Origin of the sequence: Acidovorax sp. sic0104 (assembly GCF_019219095.1) — a bacterium.
GTDB lineage: Bacteria > Pseudomonadota > Gammaproteobacteria > Burkholderiales > Burkholderiaceae_C > Acidovorax.
Map to the genome: position 1 here is coordinate 216,934 of NZ_JAHUWH010000005.1, position 15,930 is coordinate 232,863.

The window sequence follows — 15,930 nt, forward strand, 5'->3', positions numbered from 1 at the left end:
GATTAAACCACCAGAATTCAAACAGTTGTTTGAATTAATGAATTTTTCGCAAAGCCTCCGCGCGGCAACATGCAACCATTTGTCACCGCCGTTCGGCGCTGCTCTGGCAAGGTCAGCGCAAGCAGGAGGGCTACATCCCCAGGCCCGCGCCGAACACGGCCAGCCAGAGGGCGAACACGGCGTCGCGCTCGGCCTGCAGCGCGGGCGGCGCCACCTGCGTCGGCGCCTCGTCCAGCCGCGCCACGTGCTGGACGCGGCGCAGTTCGCGGTAGGCATCTGCGGCGGCTGTGCCCACGCCCGCAGGCAACAGCCCCACCTGCTCTGCACGCTGCAGCAGCGCGATGTTGCCCACGTTGCCGCGCAGCTCGGGATGGGCGGCCGACTGCGACAGCACGAGGTATTGCACCGCGAATTCCGCGTCCACCATGCCGCCCGGGCTGTGCTTGACGTCGAACTGTCCGTCGCGCGTAGGGTGGGCCGAGCGCACGCGCTCGCGCATGAGCACGATCTCGTCGCGCAGGGCCACCGCGTCGCGCTCGGAGGTGATGACGGCTTCGCGCACGGCGTCGAAGCGCTCGCGCAGCGCATCGCTGCCCATCACGAAGCGTGCGCGCGTCATGGCCTGGTGTTCCCAGGTCCACGCGGTGTTGCTGCCGCGGCGCTGCTGGTAGTTGGCGTAGGCCTCGAAGCTCGTGACCAGCAGGCCCGAGCTGCCGTTGGGGCGCAGCGCGGTGTCGATCTCGTACAGGTCGCCTTCGCCGGTCTTCACGGTGAGCCAGTTGATGAGCTTGCGCACGAAGGCGGCATAGACCTCCGGGGCGCGGTCGTCATCGTCATCGAACACGAAGACGATATCGAGGTCGCTGCCGTAACCAAGCTCCTTGCCGCCCAGCTTGCCGTAGCCGATGATGCCGAACTGCGGGCTCTCCCGGTGACGGTTCCTGACGCGGCTCCAGCACCAGTCCGCCGTGATGCGCAGCACGCTGTCGGCCAGCGCTGAGAGGTCGTCCGCCACCTGTTCGACCGTGATGCGCCGCTCCACGTCGCGCGCCAGGGTGCGGAAGGTTTCGGCATGCTGCGCCCGGCGCAGCAGGTTGAGCAGCGTCTCGTCGTCGTCCTCGCCGGTGGACTGCAGCGAGGCCCGGCGCACGGCCAGTTCGCGCTCGAAATCTTCCACCACGAAGCGCTCGGACAGCAGCGCATCACCCGCGAGTTCGTCGATCACGCCGGGATGCTGCAGCATGTACCGGGCCGGCCATTTGGCAGCACCCAAAAGGTGCAGCAGATGCTCGTGCACGGACGGGCGCTCCAGCAGCAGGGCGAGATAGCTTTCGCGCCGCAGCAGCGGCTCCAGCCAGCCGACCAGGCGCACCGCCGCGTCCTCGTTCACCTTGCCTTCGGCCAGCCAGCGCGCGGTTCGCTGCACCAGCCGGAACAGGCGCGAGCGGGCTTCGTCGCGCAGGCCTTCGACCCGCGGGTGATTGCGCCATTCGGCCACACGCGCCCTGAAGCCGGGGGGCAGTTGCTCGAGCAGGCTTTCCAGCTCGGGGGGCGGCGGTGCAGACGCCTTGGGGCCGCCGCAACCACCGCCGCTGCATTGTTTCTTGCCGCTGCCGCCCAGCAGGGTGTCGAACTCCTGCGCCACCAGTTCGCGGTGCGCGTCGAGTTCGTGCAGGAAGGCGCAGCAGTCGGGGTAGCCAAGGGTGTAGGCGATCCAGGCCAGGTCGTCGTCGCGCGTGGGCAGCACATGCGTCTGCTGGTCGTCCAGGTATTGGATGCGGTGCTCGACGCGGCGCAAAAAGACATAGGCCCGCGCGAGAGCCTCGGCGGTCTCCTGCGGCATGAGGCCGGCCTGCGCGATGCGCGGCAGCGCGTCCAGCGTAGGCCGGCGGCGCAGCTCGGGGAACTGCCCGCCGCGCACCACCTGCAAGAGCTGCACGGTGAATTCGATCTCGCGGATGCCGCCGCGCGAGAGCTTGACGTCGTTGGCGCGCTCGGGGTGGCCGGCGCTGCGCTTGGCGGCGTGGTCGCGGATCTGGCGGTGCAGAGACCGCAGCGCGTCGAACACGCTGTAGTCGAGGTAGCGGCGGAACACGAAGGGCAGCACCACACCGCGCAGCGCCTGCACCTCCGAGCCCCCGATGCAGTCGCGCGGAGCGACCACGCGACTCTTGAGCCAGGCAAAGCGCTCCCATTCGCGGCCATGCAGTTGCAGGTATTCCTCCAGCGCCGGCAGCGACACCGCCGACGGGCCCGAGTTGCCGTTGGGCCGCAGCGCCAGGTCCACGCGGAACACGAAGCCGTGTTCGGTGGTGTCGCCCACCAGGCTGTAGATGGACTTGACGGCCCGTGCGAAGTACTCGTGGTTGGATATGCGCCCGCGCCCCTCGGGCGTGCCGGCAGTCTCGCCATCGTGTTCATACACGTAGATGAGGTCGATGTCGCTCGATACATTGAGCTCGCGCGCGCCCAGCTTGCCCATGCCGATGATCCACAGCTGCACCGGCTGGCCCTCGGGGCCGCGCGGCGCACCGTGGCGTTCATCGAGTTCCTGGCGGGCCTGGTGGCAGGCGCGGTCAAGCGCCAGCTCGGCCAGCTCGGTCACCGCCCGGGTGACGTCGGCCAGGGACGCCGCTTCATCGCAGTCGAGCTGGATCAGCCGCTCCATGACCAGCTGGCGCACCACGCGCAGGGCCGTGCCCGTGTCCGCACCGCGCGCGCGCAGTGCCTCGTAGGCCTGCTGCATCGTGGTCAGCACCGGGGGGCCGGGGGGCAGCAGGTGCAGGTCGTCGGCGTAGCGGCGCTGCAGGCGCTGGTAAAAACGGGAGTGCCCGGCCAGCGGCCCCTCGGGGCGCGCCTGGCAGCGGGGGTCAGCGGGAGACGACGGCATGGCAGACATGGCAAGGGACCACATACATAAGGACACTCGTTTGTAGTGAACCCGCGCAGGGGCCGCGGGTCATAATTCCTGCCACATTCATTTCCACCATGATCGCTCCCACCACGCACCCCACCCGCCTGCTGAAATTCGTGGCAGGTCTCGCACGGTGGTCATTGGGTCTGCTGTTGGCTTTCTGGCTGCTGCTGACCATCGCGTGGGGCGCACTTCATGGCTGGATTGTGCCGCGAATCGGCGAGTTCCGCCCGCAGCTGGAGGCGCATGCCGCACGGGCACTGGGGGTTCCCGTCAGGATCGGCGGCATCTCCGCCAAGACCGAGGGCCTGATCCCCTCCATCGAGCTGTCGGACCTGGCCCTGCTCGATGCGGCCGGGCGCACCGCGCTGCGCCTGCCGCGGGTGGTGGTGGCGCTCTCGCCGCGCTCGCTGCTCAAGGCGGGGTTCGAGCAGCTCTATATCGAAGAACCCGAACTCGACGTGCGCCGCGATGCCCAGGGGCGTATCCATGTGGCGGGCCTGGACTTTACGCAGCAACAAGGCGACAACAACGACGCGGCCGACTGGCTGTTTTCCCAGGGAGAGGTGTTCGTCAAGGGCGGCACGGTGCGATGGACCGATGAGCAGCGCGGTGCCCCGCCCCTGGCTCTGGAGAAGGTGGACCTGCTGCTGCGCAACGGCAACTGGCACCACCACATGCGCCTGGACGCCACCCCCCCCGAGGCCTGGGGTGACCGTTTCTCGGTGGTCGGCTTGTTCCGTGCTCCGCTGCTGCGCGCACGGGACGGCAACTGGAAGCACTGGAACGGGCAGGTGTATGCCCATTTCGCGCGGGTGGATGCATCGCGGCTGCGCCACTACACCGATGTGGGCGTAGACGTCGCGCAGGGCCGTGGCGCACTGCGCGCCTGGGCGGATGTGCAGCGCGGGCAGATCGTGGGCGGCACGGCCGACCTGGCACTGGCGGACGTGAACGCCACCCTCGGCCCCCAGCTGCAGGCGCTGGTGCTGCCCACCATCCAGGGACGGCTGGGCGGGCGCAGGCTCAGCGGCGGCTTCGAGTTTTCCACGCAGGCCCTGCAGTTCCAGACCGACGATGGCCTGGCCTGGCCTGGCGGCAACCTGCGGCTGGTTTACACCGACGCGACGGCCAAGGCACCGGCCCAGGGCGAGTTCCGCGCGGACCGCCTGGACTTGGCGGCCCTGGCACAGATCGCGAGCCGCCTGCCCCTGGGGCCCACGGCGCACGATGCCGTGCGCACCTATGCGCCGCAAGGCCTGGTGGACGAAATCAACGCCACCTGGAAAGGCCCGCTCGACAGCCTGCAGCAATACCAGGTGCGCGGGCGCATCCGTGGCCTGGCCCTGGCCGGCGACACCAGCGGCGGAGCCCCCACGCACATGGGCCTGCGCGGTGCCACCGTGGACATCGACATGACGCAGGGCGGCGGCAAGGCGGCGCTGACCATTGCATCGGGCGCGCTCCTGCTGCCCGGGGTGTTCGAAGACCCGGTGCTGCCGCTGGACCGACTGAGCGCCGACGTGCGCTGGCAACTCGAGGGCAGTCGCATCGCCGTGCAGGCCAACGATGTGCAGTTCGCCAACGCCGATGCGCAGGGAGATGCCCGCGCCACCTGGCACACCAGCGACGCGGCCAAGGTCTCGCACCAGTCGCGCTTTCCGGGCGTGCTGGACCTGAGCGGCACGCTGCACCGCGCCGACGGCACGCGCGTGCACCGCTACCTGCCGCTGTCCATCCCTGCGGAGTCGCGCCACTACGTGCGCGACGCGGTCGTGGCGGGCAGTGCGAGCAATGTGCAGTTCCGCGTCAAGGGTGACCTGCACCATCTGCCCTTCAATGATCCCAAGCAGGGCGAGTTCCGCATCGCGGCACGCGTCAAGGATGTGACCTACGCCTACGTGCCGCCCAGCCTGCAGCCCGCCGGCACCCTGCCCTGGCCGGCCCTCACCGACCTGTCGGGCGAGCTGATCTTCGAGCGCTCGTCCATGCAGGTGCGCAGCGCCACCGGCACCTTTGCCGGACGCCAGGGGCTGAAGCTGTCGAAGGTGGACGCCAGGATCCCGGACCTGGCCCACACCGTGGTCGCCGTGAGCGCCGACGCGCGCGGCCCCTTGCCCGAAATGCTGGCGCTGATGGCCACCTCGCCCCTGGGCCGCATGACCGGCAACGCGCTCGACCAGGCCAGCGGCACCGGCAATGCAGACCTGCAGCTGCGCCTGTCGCTGCCCATCAGCGACATCAACAAGTCCAAGGTACAGGGCAGCGTCACGCTGGCGGGTAACGATGTACGCATCACGCCCGACACGCCGGCCCTGAGCCGCGCGCGCGGCACGGTGCAGTTCACCGAAGCGGGGTTTTCATTGCAGGGCGTGCAGGCCACTGCGCTGGGCGGCAGCGTCAAGCTCGAAGGCGGCATGCGGGCGCTGCCCGCCAACGCACCCGCCACCGAGTCGGCGGTGCAGTTGCGTGCGCAGGGCACGGCCACGGCCGAGGGGCTGCAGCAGGCGCCGCAGCTGGGCATGCTCTCGCAACTGGCCCGGCGGGCCACGGGCAGCGCGCCGTACACGGTGGCGCTGTCGTTCCGCCGGGGCGTGCCTGAGGTGCAGGTCACGACCAGTCTGCAAGGGCTGGCATTGGCACTGCCGCCGCCGCTGGGCAAGGCTGCGGAGGCCAGCCTGCCACTGCGCTTTGAGAACCAGGTGACGCGGGAATCGCTGGCAGGCCTGACGCACGCCGCCCTGGGCCATGGCGGCGGCAGCACCAACGGCGCGGAAGCCCCGCCCCTGCGCGACCAGATCACGGTGGACCTGGGCGCGTTGGGCTCGGCGCAATACGTGCGCGACATCAGCGGGCCCCAGGCCCGGGTGCTGCGCGGCACCATCGGCATCGGCCTGTCGGGCGGAGAGTCCTCGCCCATGCCGGCGCAGGGCGTCGTGGCCAACATCAACCAGGGCAAGCTGGATGTGGACGCCTGGGAGGATGTGCTGGCCCAGGCGACCTCCACCGCATCCGCCACGGAGCTGTCGGCGCGCGCGCCAGCAGCCACCAGCGGCGCCGGCAGCCATGCGCAGGACTACCTGCCCACTACGCTGGCCCTGCGTGCCCGCGAGCTCACCCTGCAAGGCCGCACGCTGCACAACATCGTGGCCGGGGCGCTGCGCGACGGCACCACCTGGCGCGCCAACCTGGATGCCACCGAACTCAACGGCTACCTGGAGTACCGCCAGCCTGGCTCGCAAGACCACCCCAACGGACGCCTGTTCGCGCGGCTGTCGCGGGTGAACATGCCCCAAAGCGACGTGAACCAGGTCGAATCGCTACTGGACGAGCAGCCCGGTGCCCTGCCGGCCCTCGACATCGTGGTGGACGACTTCGACCTGCGCGGCAAGCGGCTCGGCCGCGTGGAGATCGAGGCGCAGAACCGCGGCGGCGACGGCTCGCAGCGCGAGTGGCGCCTCTCCAAATTCAACATCACCGCGCCCGAGGCCAACCTCACAGCCAACGGCAATTGGGCGGTGCTCAACGCCGCAGGCGCGGGCCCGCGCAATCCGGAGCGGCGCACCGTGCTCAACTTCAAGCTCGACATCCGCGACTCCGGGGACCTGCTGGGACGCATGGGCATGCCCGGCGTGATCCGGCGCGGCAAGGGGCGCATGGAAGGGCAGGTGGCCTGGGTGGGTGCGCCTTTCAGCCCGGACTACCGCTCGATGACGGGCCTGATCAACGTGAACATCGAGACCGGCCAGTTCCTCAAGGCCGACCCGGGGCTGGCCAAGCTGCTGAGCGTGCTGAGCCTGCAATCGCTTCCCCGGCGCCTGACGCTCGACTTCCGCGATGTGTTCAGCGAGGGCTTCGCCTTCGACTTCGTGCGCGGCGACGTGCGCATCGAGCAGGGCGTGGCCACCACCAACAACCTGCAGATGAAGGGCGTGAATGCCGCCGTGCTGATGGAAGGCAGCGCCAACATCGACCACGAGACGCAGGACCTGCGCGTGGTGGTGGTGCCCGAGATCAACGCCATGACCGCATCGCTGGTGGCCACGGCCATCAACCCCGTGATCGGCCTCGGAAGCTTCCTGGCCCAGGTGTTCCTGCGCGGCCCCCTCATCGAGGCCGCCACGCAAGAATTCCGCATCGACGGCACCTGGTCCGATCCCCGCGTGGTGCGCGTGCCCCGCCGCGCGCGCGAAGCCGTGCCGGGCACCGAGGCACCGCAGCGCAGCGGCAGCCCCCCCGCAAAGACTGGAGAATCGTCATGATGAAAGTTGCAGCCCTGCAGATGGTGTCCGGCACCCGTCTGGACGACAACCTGGCCACCGCGCGCAGCCTGCTGGAGCAGGCCGCCGAGGGCGGCGCCGAGCTGGCCGTGCTGCCCGAATATTTTTGCGTGATGGGCCACAAGGACACCGACAAGCTGGCCCTGGGCGAAACGGCCGGCGAGGGCCTGATCCAGCGCTTTCTGGCCACCGCCGCCCGCGAGCTCGGCATGTGGGTGGTGGGTGGCACCTTGCCGCTGCAGACCGCCACGCCTGAGCGCGTGCGCAACACGACGCTGGTGTTCGACCCCAGCGGCGCCTCTGTGGCACGCTACGACAAGATCCACCTGTTCACCTTCGACAACGGGCTCGAGCAGTACCACGAAGGCCGTGTGATCGAGGCCGGCAGCACGCCCGTGCAGTTCGACCTGCCCTCGCGCAGCGGCCACCGCTGGCGCGTGGGGCTGTCGGTGTGCTACGACCTGCGCTTTCCGGAGCTGTACCGCGCCCACGCCAGCGCGGGGGCCGACCTGTTGCTGGTGCCCAGCGCATTCACCCACACCACGGGCCAGGCGCACTGGGAGGTGCTGCTGCGCGCCCGCGCGGTCGAGAACCTCGCGTATGTGCTGGCCCCCGCCCAAGGCGGCGTGCACGAGAACGGCCGCCACACCTGGGGCCACAGCATGCTGGTGGACCCCTGGGGCACGGTGCTGGCCGAGCAGGACCAGGGCGCGGGCGTGGTGCAGGGCACGCTGGACCCGGAGCGCCTGCGCAGCGTGCGGCTGCAGCTGCCCTCCCTGTCGCACCGCGTCCTGTGAAGCTGGGGCCACGCACCCTGTTGCGGCGCTGGCGGGGCGCCTGGCGGCGCTGGTCGCTCTGGACGCTGCTGGTGCTGCTGGTGATCTCCATGCTGGCCACGATGGTGTGGCTGGCGGGGCGCTATGAGGCGAGCCAGGTGCAGACGCGGTTGGAACGTGACACGGCCGATGCGGTGTCGGACATCCGCGTGGCGCTCACGCGCAACCTGCAAAGTCTGCAGGCGCTGCACGCGGGCGACCCCGGCCAGCTCGCCTGGGAGGTGGACGCTGCCGAACTGCTGCGCAGCCGCCGCGAGCTGGTGCGCATCGAATGGCGGGACGCCAACCTGCGGATGCGCACCCATGCGCAGTCGCCCTACCGGCCCGTGGCCTGGGATGCACGCATCCGCGAGGGCCACCAGTCCGACGCTGCCATCGCCTGTACCAATGCGCGCCGGCTGAGCAGCCCGTCCTACTCCAGCAGCTACTTCCAGCCCCACGGCGACGGCCTGGGCTCGGAGATGATGGAGCTGTGCCTGCCCCTGACCTCCGGCGGTCGGCAAGCAGGTTTTCTCGTGGCCACGTACTCACTGCAGGACGTGCTGATCAACCTGGTGGCGCACAACCTCACGCGCAGCCAGGAGGCCTCGTTCACCGAAGCCGACGGCACGCGCCTGGCGGTGCTCGGCGCAGCGCGCCGTGGCTCACGCATGTTCACCGCCCAGCATCTGCTGGACCTGCCGGGCACCACCCTCGTGCTGCGCATGGACACCTGGCACAGCGCGCCCAGCCTGTTCCCCAACGTGCTCACGGCGCTGGTCACGGCCATGTCCATCGCGCTGGTCACGGTGATGGTGGTGCTGGTGCGCGACAACCGCAGGCGCCTGCGCGCCGAGCGCGACCTGGCCGATGCGCTGGCCTTTCGCAAGGCCATGGAGGACTCTCTGGTCACAGGGCTGCGCGCGCGGGACCTGGAGGGCCGCATCACGTACGTGAACCCCGCGTTCTGTTCCATGGTGGGCTTCACCGCGCAGGAGCTGCTGGGCCAGAGCGCATCGGCGCCTTACTGGCCGCCCGAGCTGGTGGACGAGTACCGCCAGCGCCAGGCCATCCGACTGTCGGGCCACCACGTGCCGCCGCGCGAGGGGTTCGAGTCGGTGTTCATGCGCAAGGACGGCACACGGTTCCCGGTGCTGATCATCGAGGCCCCGCTGATCAACGCCCAGGGCCAGCACACCGGGTGGATGAGCGCGTTCCTCGACATCAGCGAGCAGCGGCGCGTCGAAGAGCTCTCGCGCGCCTCGCAGGAGCGCCTTCAGGCCACGGCCCGCCTGGCCACCGTGGGTGAGATGGCCTCGCTGCTGAGCCACGAGCTCAACCAGCCGCTGGCCGCCATCTCAAGCTATGCCACGGGCTCCATGAACCTGCTGGAAGCGCCCGCCGAGACTGCGGGCGGCATGCCGGCGCCCGAAAACCTGCAGGACGTTCGCATGGCGATGCAACAGATCGCCCGCCAGGCCGAGCGGGCTGGCAAGGTGATCAAGAGCGTGCACGACTTCGTGCGCCGCCGCGACCAGGCGCGCGAGGCCGTGTCGGCCCAGCAACTGCTCGATGCCATCCTGCCACTGGCGATCCTTCAGGCCCGCAAGCTGGGCGTGCGTGTGAACACGTCGGTGGAGCCCGGCCTGCCCCTGCTGCTGTGCGACCGCACCATGGTCGAGCAGGTGCTGCTCAACCTGGCCCGCAATGCCATGCAGGCCATGGACGACCCCGAGATACCCTACCGCGTGCTGGACATACGCGTGCGCCGTGCGGCCTCCAACCAGCACAGCGGCTGGATCGAATTCGCGGTGACCGATGTGGGCACCGGCATCGCGCCCGACGTCGCAGCGCGCCTGTTCACCCCGTTCTTCACAACCCGGGCCGAAGGCATGGGCCTGGGGCTGTCGCTGTGCCGCACGGTCATCGAGCAGCACGGAGGTTTCCTTGGCTTCGCCCCGCATGAGCCGCGTGGTACGGTATTCACCTTCACGCTCCCCATCTTCCAACCCGCGCCCCATTCCTGATGGAACCCATCACCAACGCCACCGTGTACATCGTGGACGACGACGCCAGCGTGCGCGAGGCCCTGGCCTGGCTGCTGCGATCGCGCCGGCTGCCCAGCGAGTCGTTCGACAGTGCCGAGGCCTTCGACGCCATGCTCAAGAGCCGCCCTGCGCAACGCCAGCCCTGCTGCCTGCTCCTGGATGTGCGCATGCCCGGCATGAGCGGGCTGGCGCTGTTCGACCTGCTGGCGGTGCGGGGCGACCTGGCCACCATGCCGGTGATCTTCCTCACGGGCCATGCCGATGTACCCACCGCCGTGGACACGGTCAAGCGCGGCGCTTTCGACTTCTGCGAGAAGCCTTTTTCGGACAACGCGCTCGTGGACCGCATTGAGCAGGCGCTGGCACAGTCCGCCGCGCGCCTGGCCCAGTTGCGCGAGCGCAGCGACCTGCAGGTGCGCCTGGCCGACCTGACAGAGCGCGAGCGGGATGTGATGGACCTGGTGGTGGCGGGCCTGCCGAACAAGCTGATCGCCGACCAGTTGGACATCAGTGTGCGCACGGTGGAAGTCCACCGCTCGCGCGTGTTCGACAAGATGCAGGTCAAGTCGGCCGTGGAGCTGGCCAACCTTCTGCGCGTGGGCAAGTAGGGCCACCGACCCTACGCCACGAACCGCACTGCGGCATTGGCACAGCGAGCCGGCGGCGCACGGCGTCAGCCCCGTGGGCGCTCACCCACAAAAATTTCGACGCGGCGGTTGCGTGCCCGGCCGTCGGCCGACTCGTTGGTGGCTATCGGATAGCGCTCGCCCATGCCATCGATGGCGATGCGTCGGCCATCCACGCCCCTGGCGGTCAGGTAGCTGCGGGTGCTGGCGGCACGGTCGACCGACAGCGGGTTGTTGATGGCATCACTGCCAGTGTTGTCCGTGTGGCCGACGATGCGCACATCGGCATAGGGGTTGTTGCGCAGCCCGGCCGCGAACTGGTCGAGCACGGGCGCGAAGTTCGGCTGGATGTCCGAGCGGCCCACGGCGAACGAGATGTCGCTGGGGATGTTGAGCATGAGCTGGTTGTCAGCCGTCTGCGTGACGGCAATGCCCGTGCCGCGCGTGGCCTGCTCCATCTCGCGCTTTTGGCGCTCCATGTTCTGGGACCAGATGTAGGTGCCCAGGGCTCCCACGCCCGCGCCCACCACGGCGCCGGTGCCCGCACTGCCGCCCGTGGCCGAACCGATCACTGCGCCAGCCAGTGCGCCAACCCCCGCCCCCGTGGCGGTGCGGCGCTGGGTGTCGTCCATGCTGGCGCACCCGGTGGCGAGGATGACGACGGCGGCTGTGGCGCCCCAGAGGATGTTTCTGCGCATGTGTGTGCTCCTTGAATGTGGGTCAGAAGGTGCTGGGCACTGCGGGAGTTCCGTTCACCGGTGCAGCCTGGCTATGGCTGCAGCATGGGTAGCGCCCAGCTCACCGCCATGGTCGCGGGGCACGGACCCGGGAACCATCGGCCCAGCGGCCCCATGTCTGTAGGACCGTGCCGACGGGAGCCACAGCGGTGCTGGCCGGCAGCGCGCGGGCAGTCAGGCAGCGCCCGGCGGCTTGGAGGAGGGCGCAGGAGGTGTCACGGATGCCCCCGGTGCCGCAGGTGGCGGTGCATCGGGTTCATTGGGGGCAGGCGCCGCCTGATCGGACGGCTGGAGCTCGCCGCCCTTGCGGCCGGAAAACATGGTCCACCAGACGATGGCCACCAGCAGCACGAGAGCCAGCAACGCTTCAAGCAAAATCAGCCCCATGAAATTGACACTCCTGCGCTTTGTATGGACGGCGCTGATTGTAGGAACGCTGGCCGCCTGCTCCAGCCCCCCGCCCGCAAGCCCCTCCCGCACCCCGGCCTTCCCTGCACCCTTGCCCCCCAGCACGGTGGTGCTGCCCGGCGACAACGGGCCTCTGCCCCCGCCGATGTCGCAGCCCAAGAGTCGCTGGGTGCCGGTACGCTGGGCGGAGCTGCCGGGCTTTACCGAAGACGCGCTGCACGAGGCCTGGAACGCCTGGATCAAGAGCTGCGAGCGCCCCGCGCCGCCCTTCACGGCGCTGTGCAGCGAAGTGCGCCAGCTGAGCATCGCCACCGCCGAAGAGCAGCGCGCATGGCTCATCGCCCGGCTGCAGCCCTACCGTGTGGAGGCGACCGACGGCAACCCCGACGGCCTGCTCACGGCCTACTACGAGCCGATGATGGATGGCGCCCGCCAGCCGGGCAACGGCTTCACGGTGCCCATCTACCGCGTGCCGGCCGGGCTGGGCGCCCGCAAACCCTGGTACTCGCGCCAGCAGATCGAGTCCCTGCCCGAAGCGCAGGCCGCGCTGGCCGGCCGGGCCATTGCCTGGCTGCGCGATCCGGTCGAGTCGATGGTGCTGCACATCCAGGGCTCGGGCCGCCTGCGCATCACAGAAGCCGACGGCTCGGTGTCGCTGGTGCGCGTGGCCTATGCGGGCACCAACGACCACCCCTACCAGAGCATCGGCCGCTGGCTGCTGGACCAGGGCTACACGCGCGATGCCACCTGGCCCGGCATCCGCGCCTGGCTCGCCGCCAATCCGCAGCGCACCAACGAGCTGATGTGGACCAACCCGCGCTACGTGTTCTTCCGCGAGGAGCCGCTCAACCCGCTGGACGCCGGCTTCGGCCCGCGCGGCGCGCAGGGCGTGCCGCTCACGCCCGGCCGCTCCATCGCCGTGGACCGCCAGAGCATTCCGTACGGAACGCCGGTGTGGCTGGCCTCCAGCGGGCCGCAGGTCCAGCTCAACCGCATGGTGATGGCGCAGGACACCGGCAGCGCCATCCTGGGCGCGGTGCGGGCCGACTTCTTCACGGGCTGGGGCCCGGAGGCCGGGGACATTGCCGGGCGCTTGAAGCAGAACCTGCGGCTGTGGGCGCTGTGGCCCAGATAATGGTCAAAACCGCCTCTACCGCTTGCCTAACAAGCGCCAGCAGCTATTGAAACAGGAGCATCCATGCGCCTGACCCTGCCCCAGCTACGCACCGTGCTGCTCGCCCAATCCATCGAGCAGGTGGATGGCGGGCGCACCTTGGTCAGCCAGGCAGACTGGGACGAGGCCACGCGCACGGCCGTGGCTACCGCCCGCCAGCGCGGCGTGCCCCGCGTGGGTGCGGGCGATGTGGTGCTGGAGCGTGCCGACACCGTCGCCCTGCGCGCCAGCGGCAGGGACACCACCGTCTCCGCCCTGCACGAGCCCGGCGCAGCCTGGCGCTGGCTGGCGCGCGGCCTGCCGCTGCTGGCCCTGGCGATGGGCCTGGCCATCGACCGCATCGCCAACGCCCACCGGGTGGACCTGCTGTCGCCACCGCTGTTGACAGTGCTGGCCTGGAACCTGTGCGTGTATCTGCTGATGGCCTGGCGCGCCTGGCGGCCGCCCGCCTCGCGGCTTGCGTTGCTGCAGGGCCTGCGGCACCTCCACCGCCGCCTGGGCACGGGCCGGGGGCGCGGGCTGGCGGCGCGCATCGTGGCGGACTTCCATGCACGGTGGTGGGCCCACACGGCCGACCTGCAGGTGCAGCGCGCGGCGCGCGTCCTGCACCTGTGCGCGGCGGCCTGGGGCGCGGGCATTGCCCTGTCGCTGCTGCTGCGCGGTCTGGTGGTGCGCTACCAGTTCGGATGGGAGAGCACTTTCCTCGATGCCGCGCAGGTGCATGCCATCGTGTCGGTGCTGTTCTGGCCGCTGGCTGTACTGTTCGGCACGGCTCCCTTCACGCTGCAGGAGATCGCGGCCACGCAGAACTTTGCCGGCGAGGGCGCAGGCGGCAGCCGCTGGGTGTGGATGTACGTGGGCCTGCTGGCGCTGGTGGTGGTGGTGCCGCGCCTGGCGCTGGCAGCCTGGACGCGCTGGCGCGAGTGCCGCTGGCAAGCCCGCATCGACCCCAGCGATGCAGCGTTCGATGCGCTGCGCGCCGCCCTGCCGGGCGACCTGCTGATCGGCCTGCACGGGCCGTTCGCCGAGGTGCTGCAAAACGCCGCGGTGCAAACTCCGCAGGGCGACCGCCTGCAGTTCGGCGATGTCCGCCAGCCGGTGGACGCCGTGCTGGCGTGGACCACCGACGCCCTACCGCCCGCATGGCAGGGCGCGCCCCTGCTGGCACTGCCGTGGGAAGACTTTGGCGCCAGTTGGGTGCTGGAGCCCGCACTCTTTGACCGGCTGGCCGCCGCGCTGCCCGCGCAGCAACACGCCCTGGGCCGCCTGCGCGCAGCCTGGGTGGAGCGCAACGAGCTGCGCTTTCGCCAATCGCTGCAAGCGCTGGCCCGCCACCTGCACGCCTGCGCGCACCCGGGCGCTGGTGACGCCCCCGCACAGCACAACCACTACGCCCGGCAAGTACAGGCGCTCGACGCCACACTGCGCGCGCTGCACGGCCAGCCGCCCGCATCCACTGCAGGGGACGAGCCCCCGTCCCTGCAAGGCCACGCGGCACTGCCAGCGCCGCGCCGTGCCAGCACCACGGCGCTGGCCGTGGGCACGTCTGCAGGCGCCGCAGCGGGCGCGGCGGCCGGCGCCAAGGCCGGTGCGTTGATCGATGTGGGCACGGGCGGCCTGACCCTGGGCGCGGGCACGGCCCTGGGCGCACTGCTGGGCGGCACCACCGCCTGGGTGCTGAAGTCCCTGCAGAAGAAGGACGACAAGGACGAGGTGCTGCGCCATGCCGCCGAGGCGGCCTGCACACACTACCTCGTCATCGCCCACGTGGCGCGTGTACCGCCCGCCGATGCGGCAAGGCTGGCCGAGCGCTGGCGCGCCGAGGTCACCGGCACGGTGGCTGCACACGGCGATGCGCTAGCCTGCGCACTCCAGCACGAGGGGCGGGGCGACGACGCGGTCCAGGCGCTGCTCCACACCATGCTGACCGGCATCTTGCGCCGCAGCTTCGCCAACGGGGGCACGGACGCAGCCGCCGAAGCCCCACCGGGCAAGGCCGCCTGAAGAATCGAAGCCTTTCGGGTCTTTCGGGCCTTCTGGGCTTTTCTGGCCTCTAGCGCCTGCTGGTCAAGCGCGTGCAGCTATCAAAATGGAAGCGCATCAGATTCAGGGGCATGGCGTCCTGGCCGCCTCGGTTTCCACCCGAGGGGCCGCCACCGCCGGGGGCTCTGGCGGCTTGGCCGGAGGAACGCTCACGGTGCGCAGCTGATCGCCGTCGATGCGGTATTCGTACTCGCGCGTGGAGCCGATCATTTCCGTCTTGAACGTGCTGCTCGCCATCGTGGCCGCGTACACCTGCGGCCGCACGACCTGGTACCGGTATGCAGTGGTGGCCGTGCCGGTGGCCGTCTTGCAGGTCGATTCGAACTGGGTCTGCTTGAACTGCAGGGTGCAGCGGCCCGAGGTGTCTTCGGCCTCAGTGCCATCTTGCATGTGCAGCACGATCCTGGTGGCACGCCAGCAGCCCAGCAGGCCGGCATCGGCAGCGTGGATACCAGGCGCGGCGGCAGTGAGGCAGAGAAAAAGTAGACGCGTGAGAAGCTTCGTCCTAATAGAGAAAATGATTTTAAGGGGATTGATTACCATTTCAAGATAAATCACAGACTCTTATCTCCATATTTTTCCCTGACCCTTTGGCTCGCTACGTGGTGCACAGCAGCCATTACTAGGAATATGCCAGACCACAGACTGAATTTTATGTCGAACACCCATATAATCGCGGCCCAGATACATAGCCAGAGGCTGCAAACAACAAACAGCCATGCCAGAAATTCAGATGCCGCATCTGCCTTGGAAGCGTCGGCGATTCCATAATTATTCTTGAGAAAATTCCCTTCCAGCCGTTTGAAGAGCCTTCCAGCACGCCAAAATCCAAAACAGCCTAGCAAAAACATCCCAAACAAAACAATATCGAGAATTAACATTCAA

11 protein-coding genes are annotated in these 15,930 nt (G+C 69.3%); 6 read left to right on the top strand and 5 right to left on the bottom strand.

The window, feature by feature from the left end; genetic code table 11:
* Positions 1-130 precede the first annotated feature (130 nt).
* On the bottom strand, positions 131-2,890 hold the full coding sequence (glnE, locus tag KW835_RS10760; RefSeq protein WP_218382461.1) for a bifunctional [glutamate--ammonia ligase]-adenylyl-L-tyrosine phosphorylase/[glutamate--ammonia-ligase] adenylyltransferase: 2,760 nt from the start codon (positions 2,888-2,890) through the stop codon (positions 131-133).
* 98 nt (positions 2,891-2,988) lie between these two features.
* Here glnE and KW835_RS10765 point away from each other — a divergent pair, with 98 nt between their 5' ends.
* The 4 genes from KW835_RS10765 to KW835_RS10780 are packed head-to-tail and all read left to right on the top strand — an operon-like array spanning position 2,989 to position 10,665.
* Entirely contained in the window at positions 2,989-7,176 is a 4,188-nt protein-coding gene (locus tag KW835_RS10765; protein ID WP_218382365.1) for a YhdP family protein, read from the top strand.
* Complete coding sequence (locus KW835_RS10770; protein ID WP_218382462.1) at positions 7,176-7,991, top strand: carbon-nitrogen hydrolase family protein; 816 nt, start codon at positions 7,176-7,178, stop codon at positions 7,989-7,991. The genes KW835_RS10765 and KW835_RS10770 overlap by 1 nt, the downstream gene beginning before the upstream one ends.
* Positions 7,988-10,036 (top strand): PAS domain S-box protein, encoded by a 2,049-nt coding sequence (locus KW835_RS10775; RefSeq protein WP_339385535.1) that lies wholly within the window; start codon positions 7,988-7,990, stop codon positions 10,034-10,036. The genes KW835_RS10770 and KW835_RS10775 overlap by 4 nt, the downstream gene beginning before the upstream one ends.
* A complete protein-coding gene (locus tag KW835_RS10780) occupies positions 10,036-10,665 on the top strand; it encodes a response regulator transcription factor (RefSeq protein WP_218382366.1) in 630 nt (209 codons plus the stop codon). Before KW835_RS10775 ends, KW835_RS10780 begins: the two co-directional genes overlap by 1 nt.
* 65 nt (positions 10,666-10,730) lie before the next feature.
* On the opposite strand, the gene KW835_RS10785 is transcribed toward KW835_RS10780, so the two are convergent.
* Together KW835_RS10785 and KW835_RS10790 are read right to left on the bottom strand one after the other, a co-directional pair.
* Positions 10,731-11,381 (bottom strand): OmpA family protein, encoded by a 651-nt coding sequence (locus KW835_RS10785; RefSeq protein ID WP_218382367.1) that lies wholly within the window; start codon positions 11,379-11,381, stop codon positions 10,731-10,733.
* Positions 11,382-11,594: 213 nt separating this feature from the next.
* On the bottom strand, positions 11,595-11,807 hold the full coding sequence (locus KW835_RS10790; RefSeq protein WP_218382368.1) for a hypothetical protein: 213 nt from the start codon (positions 11,805-11,807) through the stop codon (positions 11,595-11,597).
* Here KW835_RS10790 and KW835_RS10795 point away from each other — a divergent pair.
* The gene (locus tag KW835_RS10795) at positions 11,740-12,963 is read left to right on the top strand and encodes a murein transglycosylase A (RefSeq protein WP_218382369.1); all 1,224 of its coding nucleotides are present in this window, start codon (positions 11,740-11,742) and stop codon (positions 12,961-12,963) included. The two genes, KW835_RS10790 and KW835_RS10795, sit on opposite strands and share 68 nt — an antisense overlap.
* A gap of 63 nt (positions 12,964-13,026) precedes the next feature.
* Positions 13,027-15,006 (top strand): DUF2868 domain-containing protein, encoded by a 1,980-nt coding sequence (locus KW835_RS10800; protein ID WP_218382370.1) that lies wholly within the window; start codon positions 13,027-13,029, stop codon positions 15,004-15,006.
* A 102-nt stretch (positions 15,007-15,108) separates the two neighbouring features.
* Here KW835_RS10800 and KW835_RS10805 read toward each other — a convergent pair whose 3' ends face one another.
* Complete coding sequence (locus KW835_RS10805; protein WP_255593455.1) at positions 15,109-15,435, bottom strand: hypothetical protein; 327 nt, start codon at positions 15,433-15,435, stop codon at positions 15,109-15,111.
* A gap of 164 nt (positions 15,436-15,599) precedes the next feature.
* A complete protein-coding gene (locus KW835_RS10810; protein WP_218382371.1) occupies positions 15,600-15,926 on the bottom strand; it encodes a hypothetical protein in 327 nt (108 codons plus the stop codon).
* Positions 15,927-15,930: the final 4 nt, after the last annotated feature.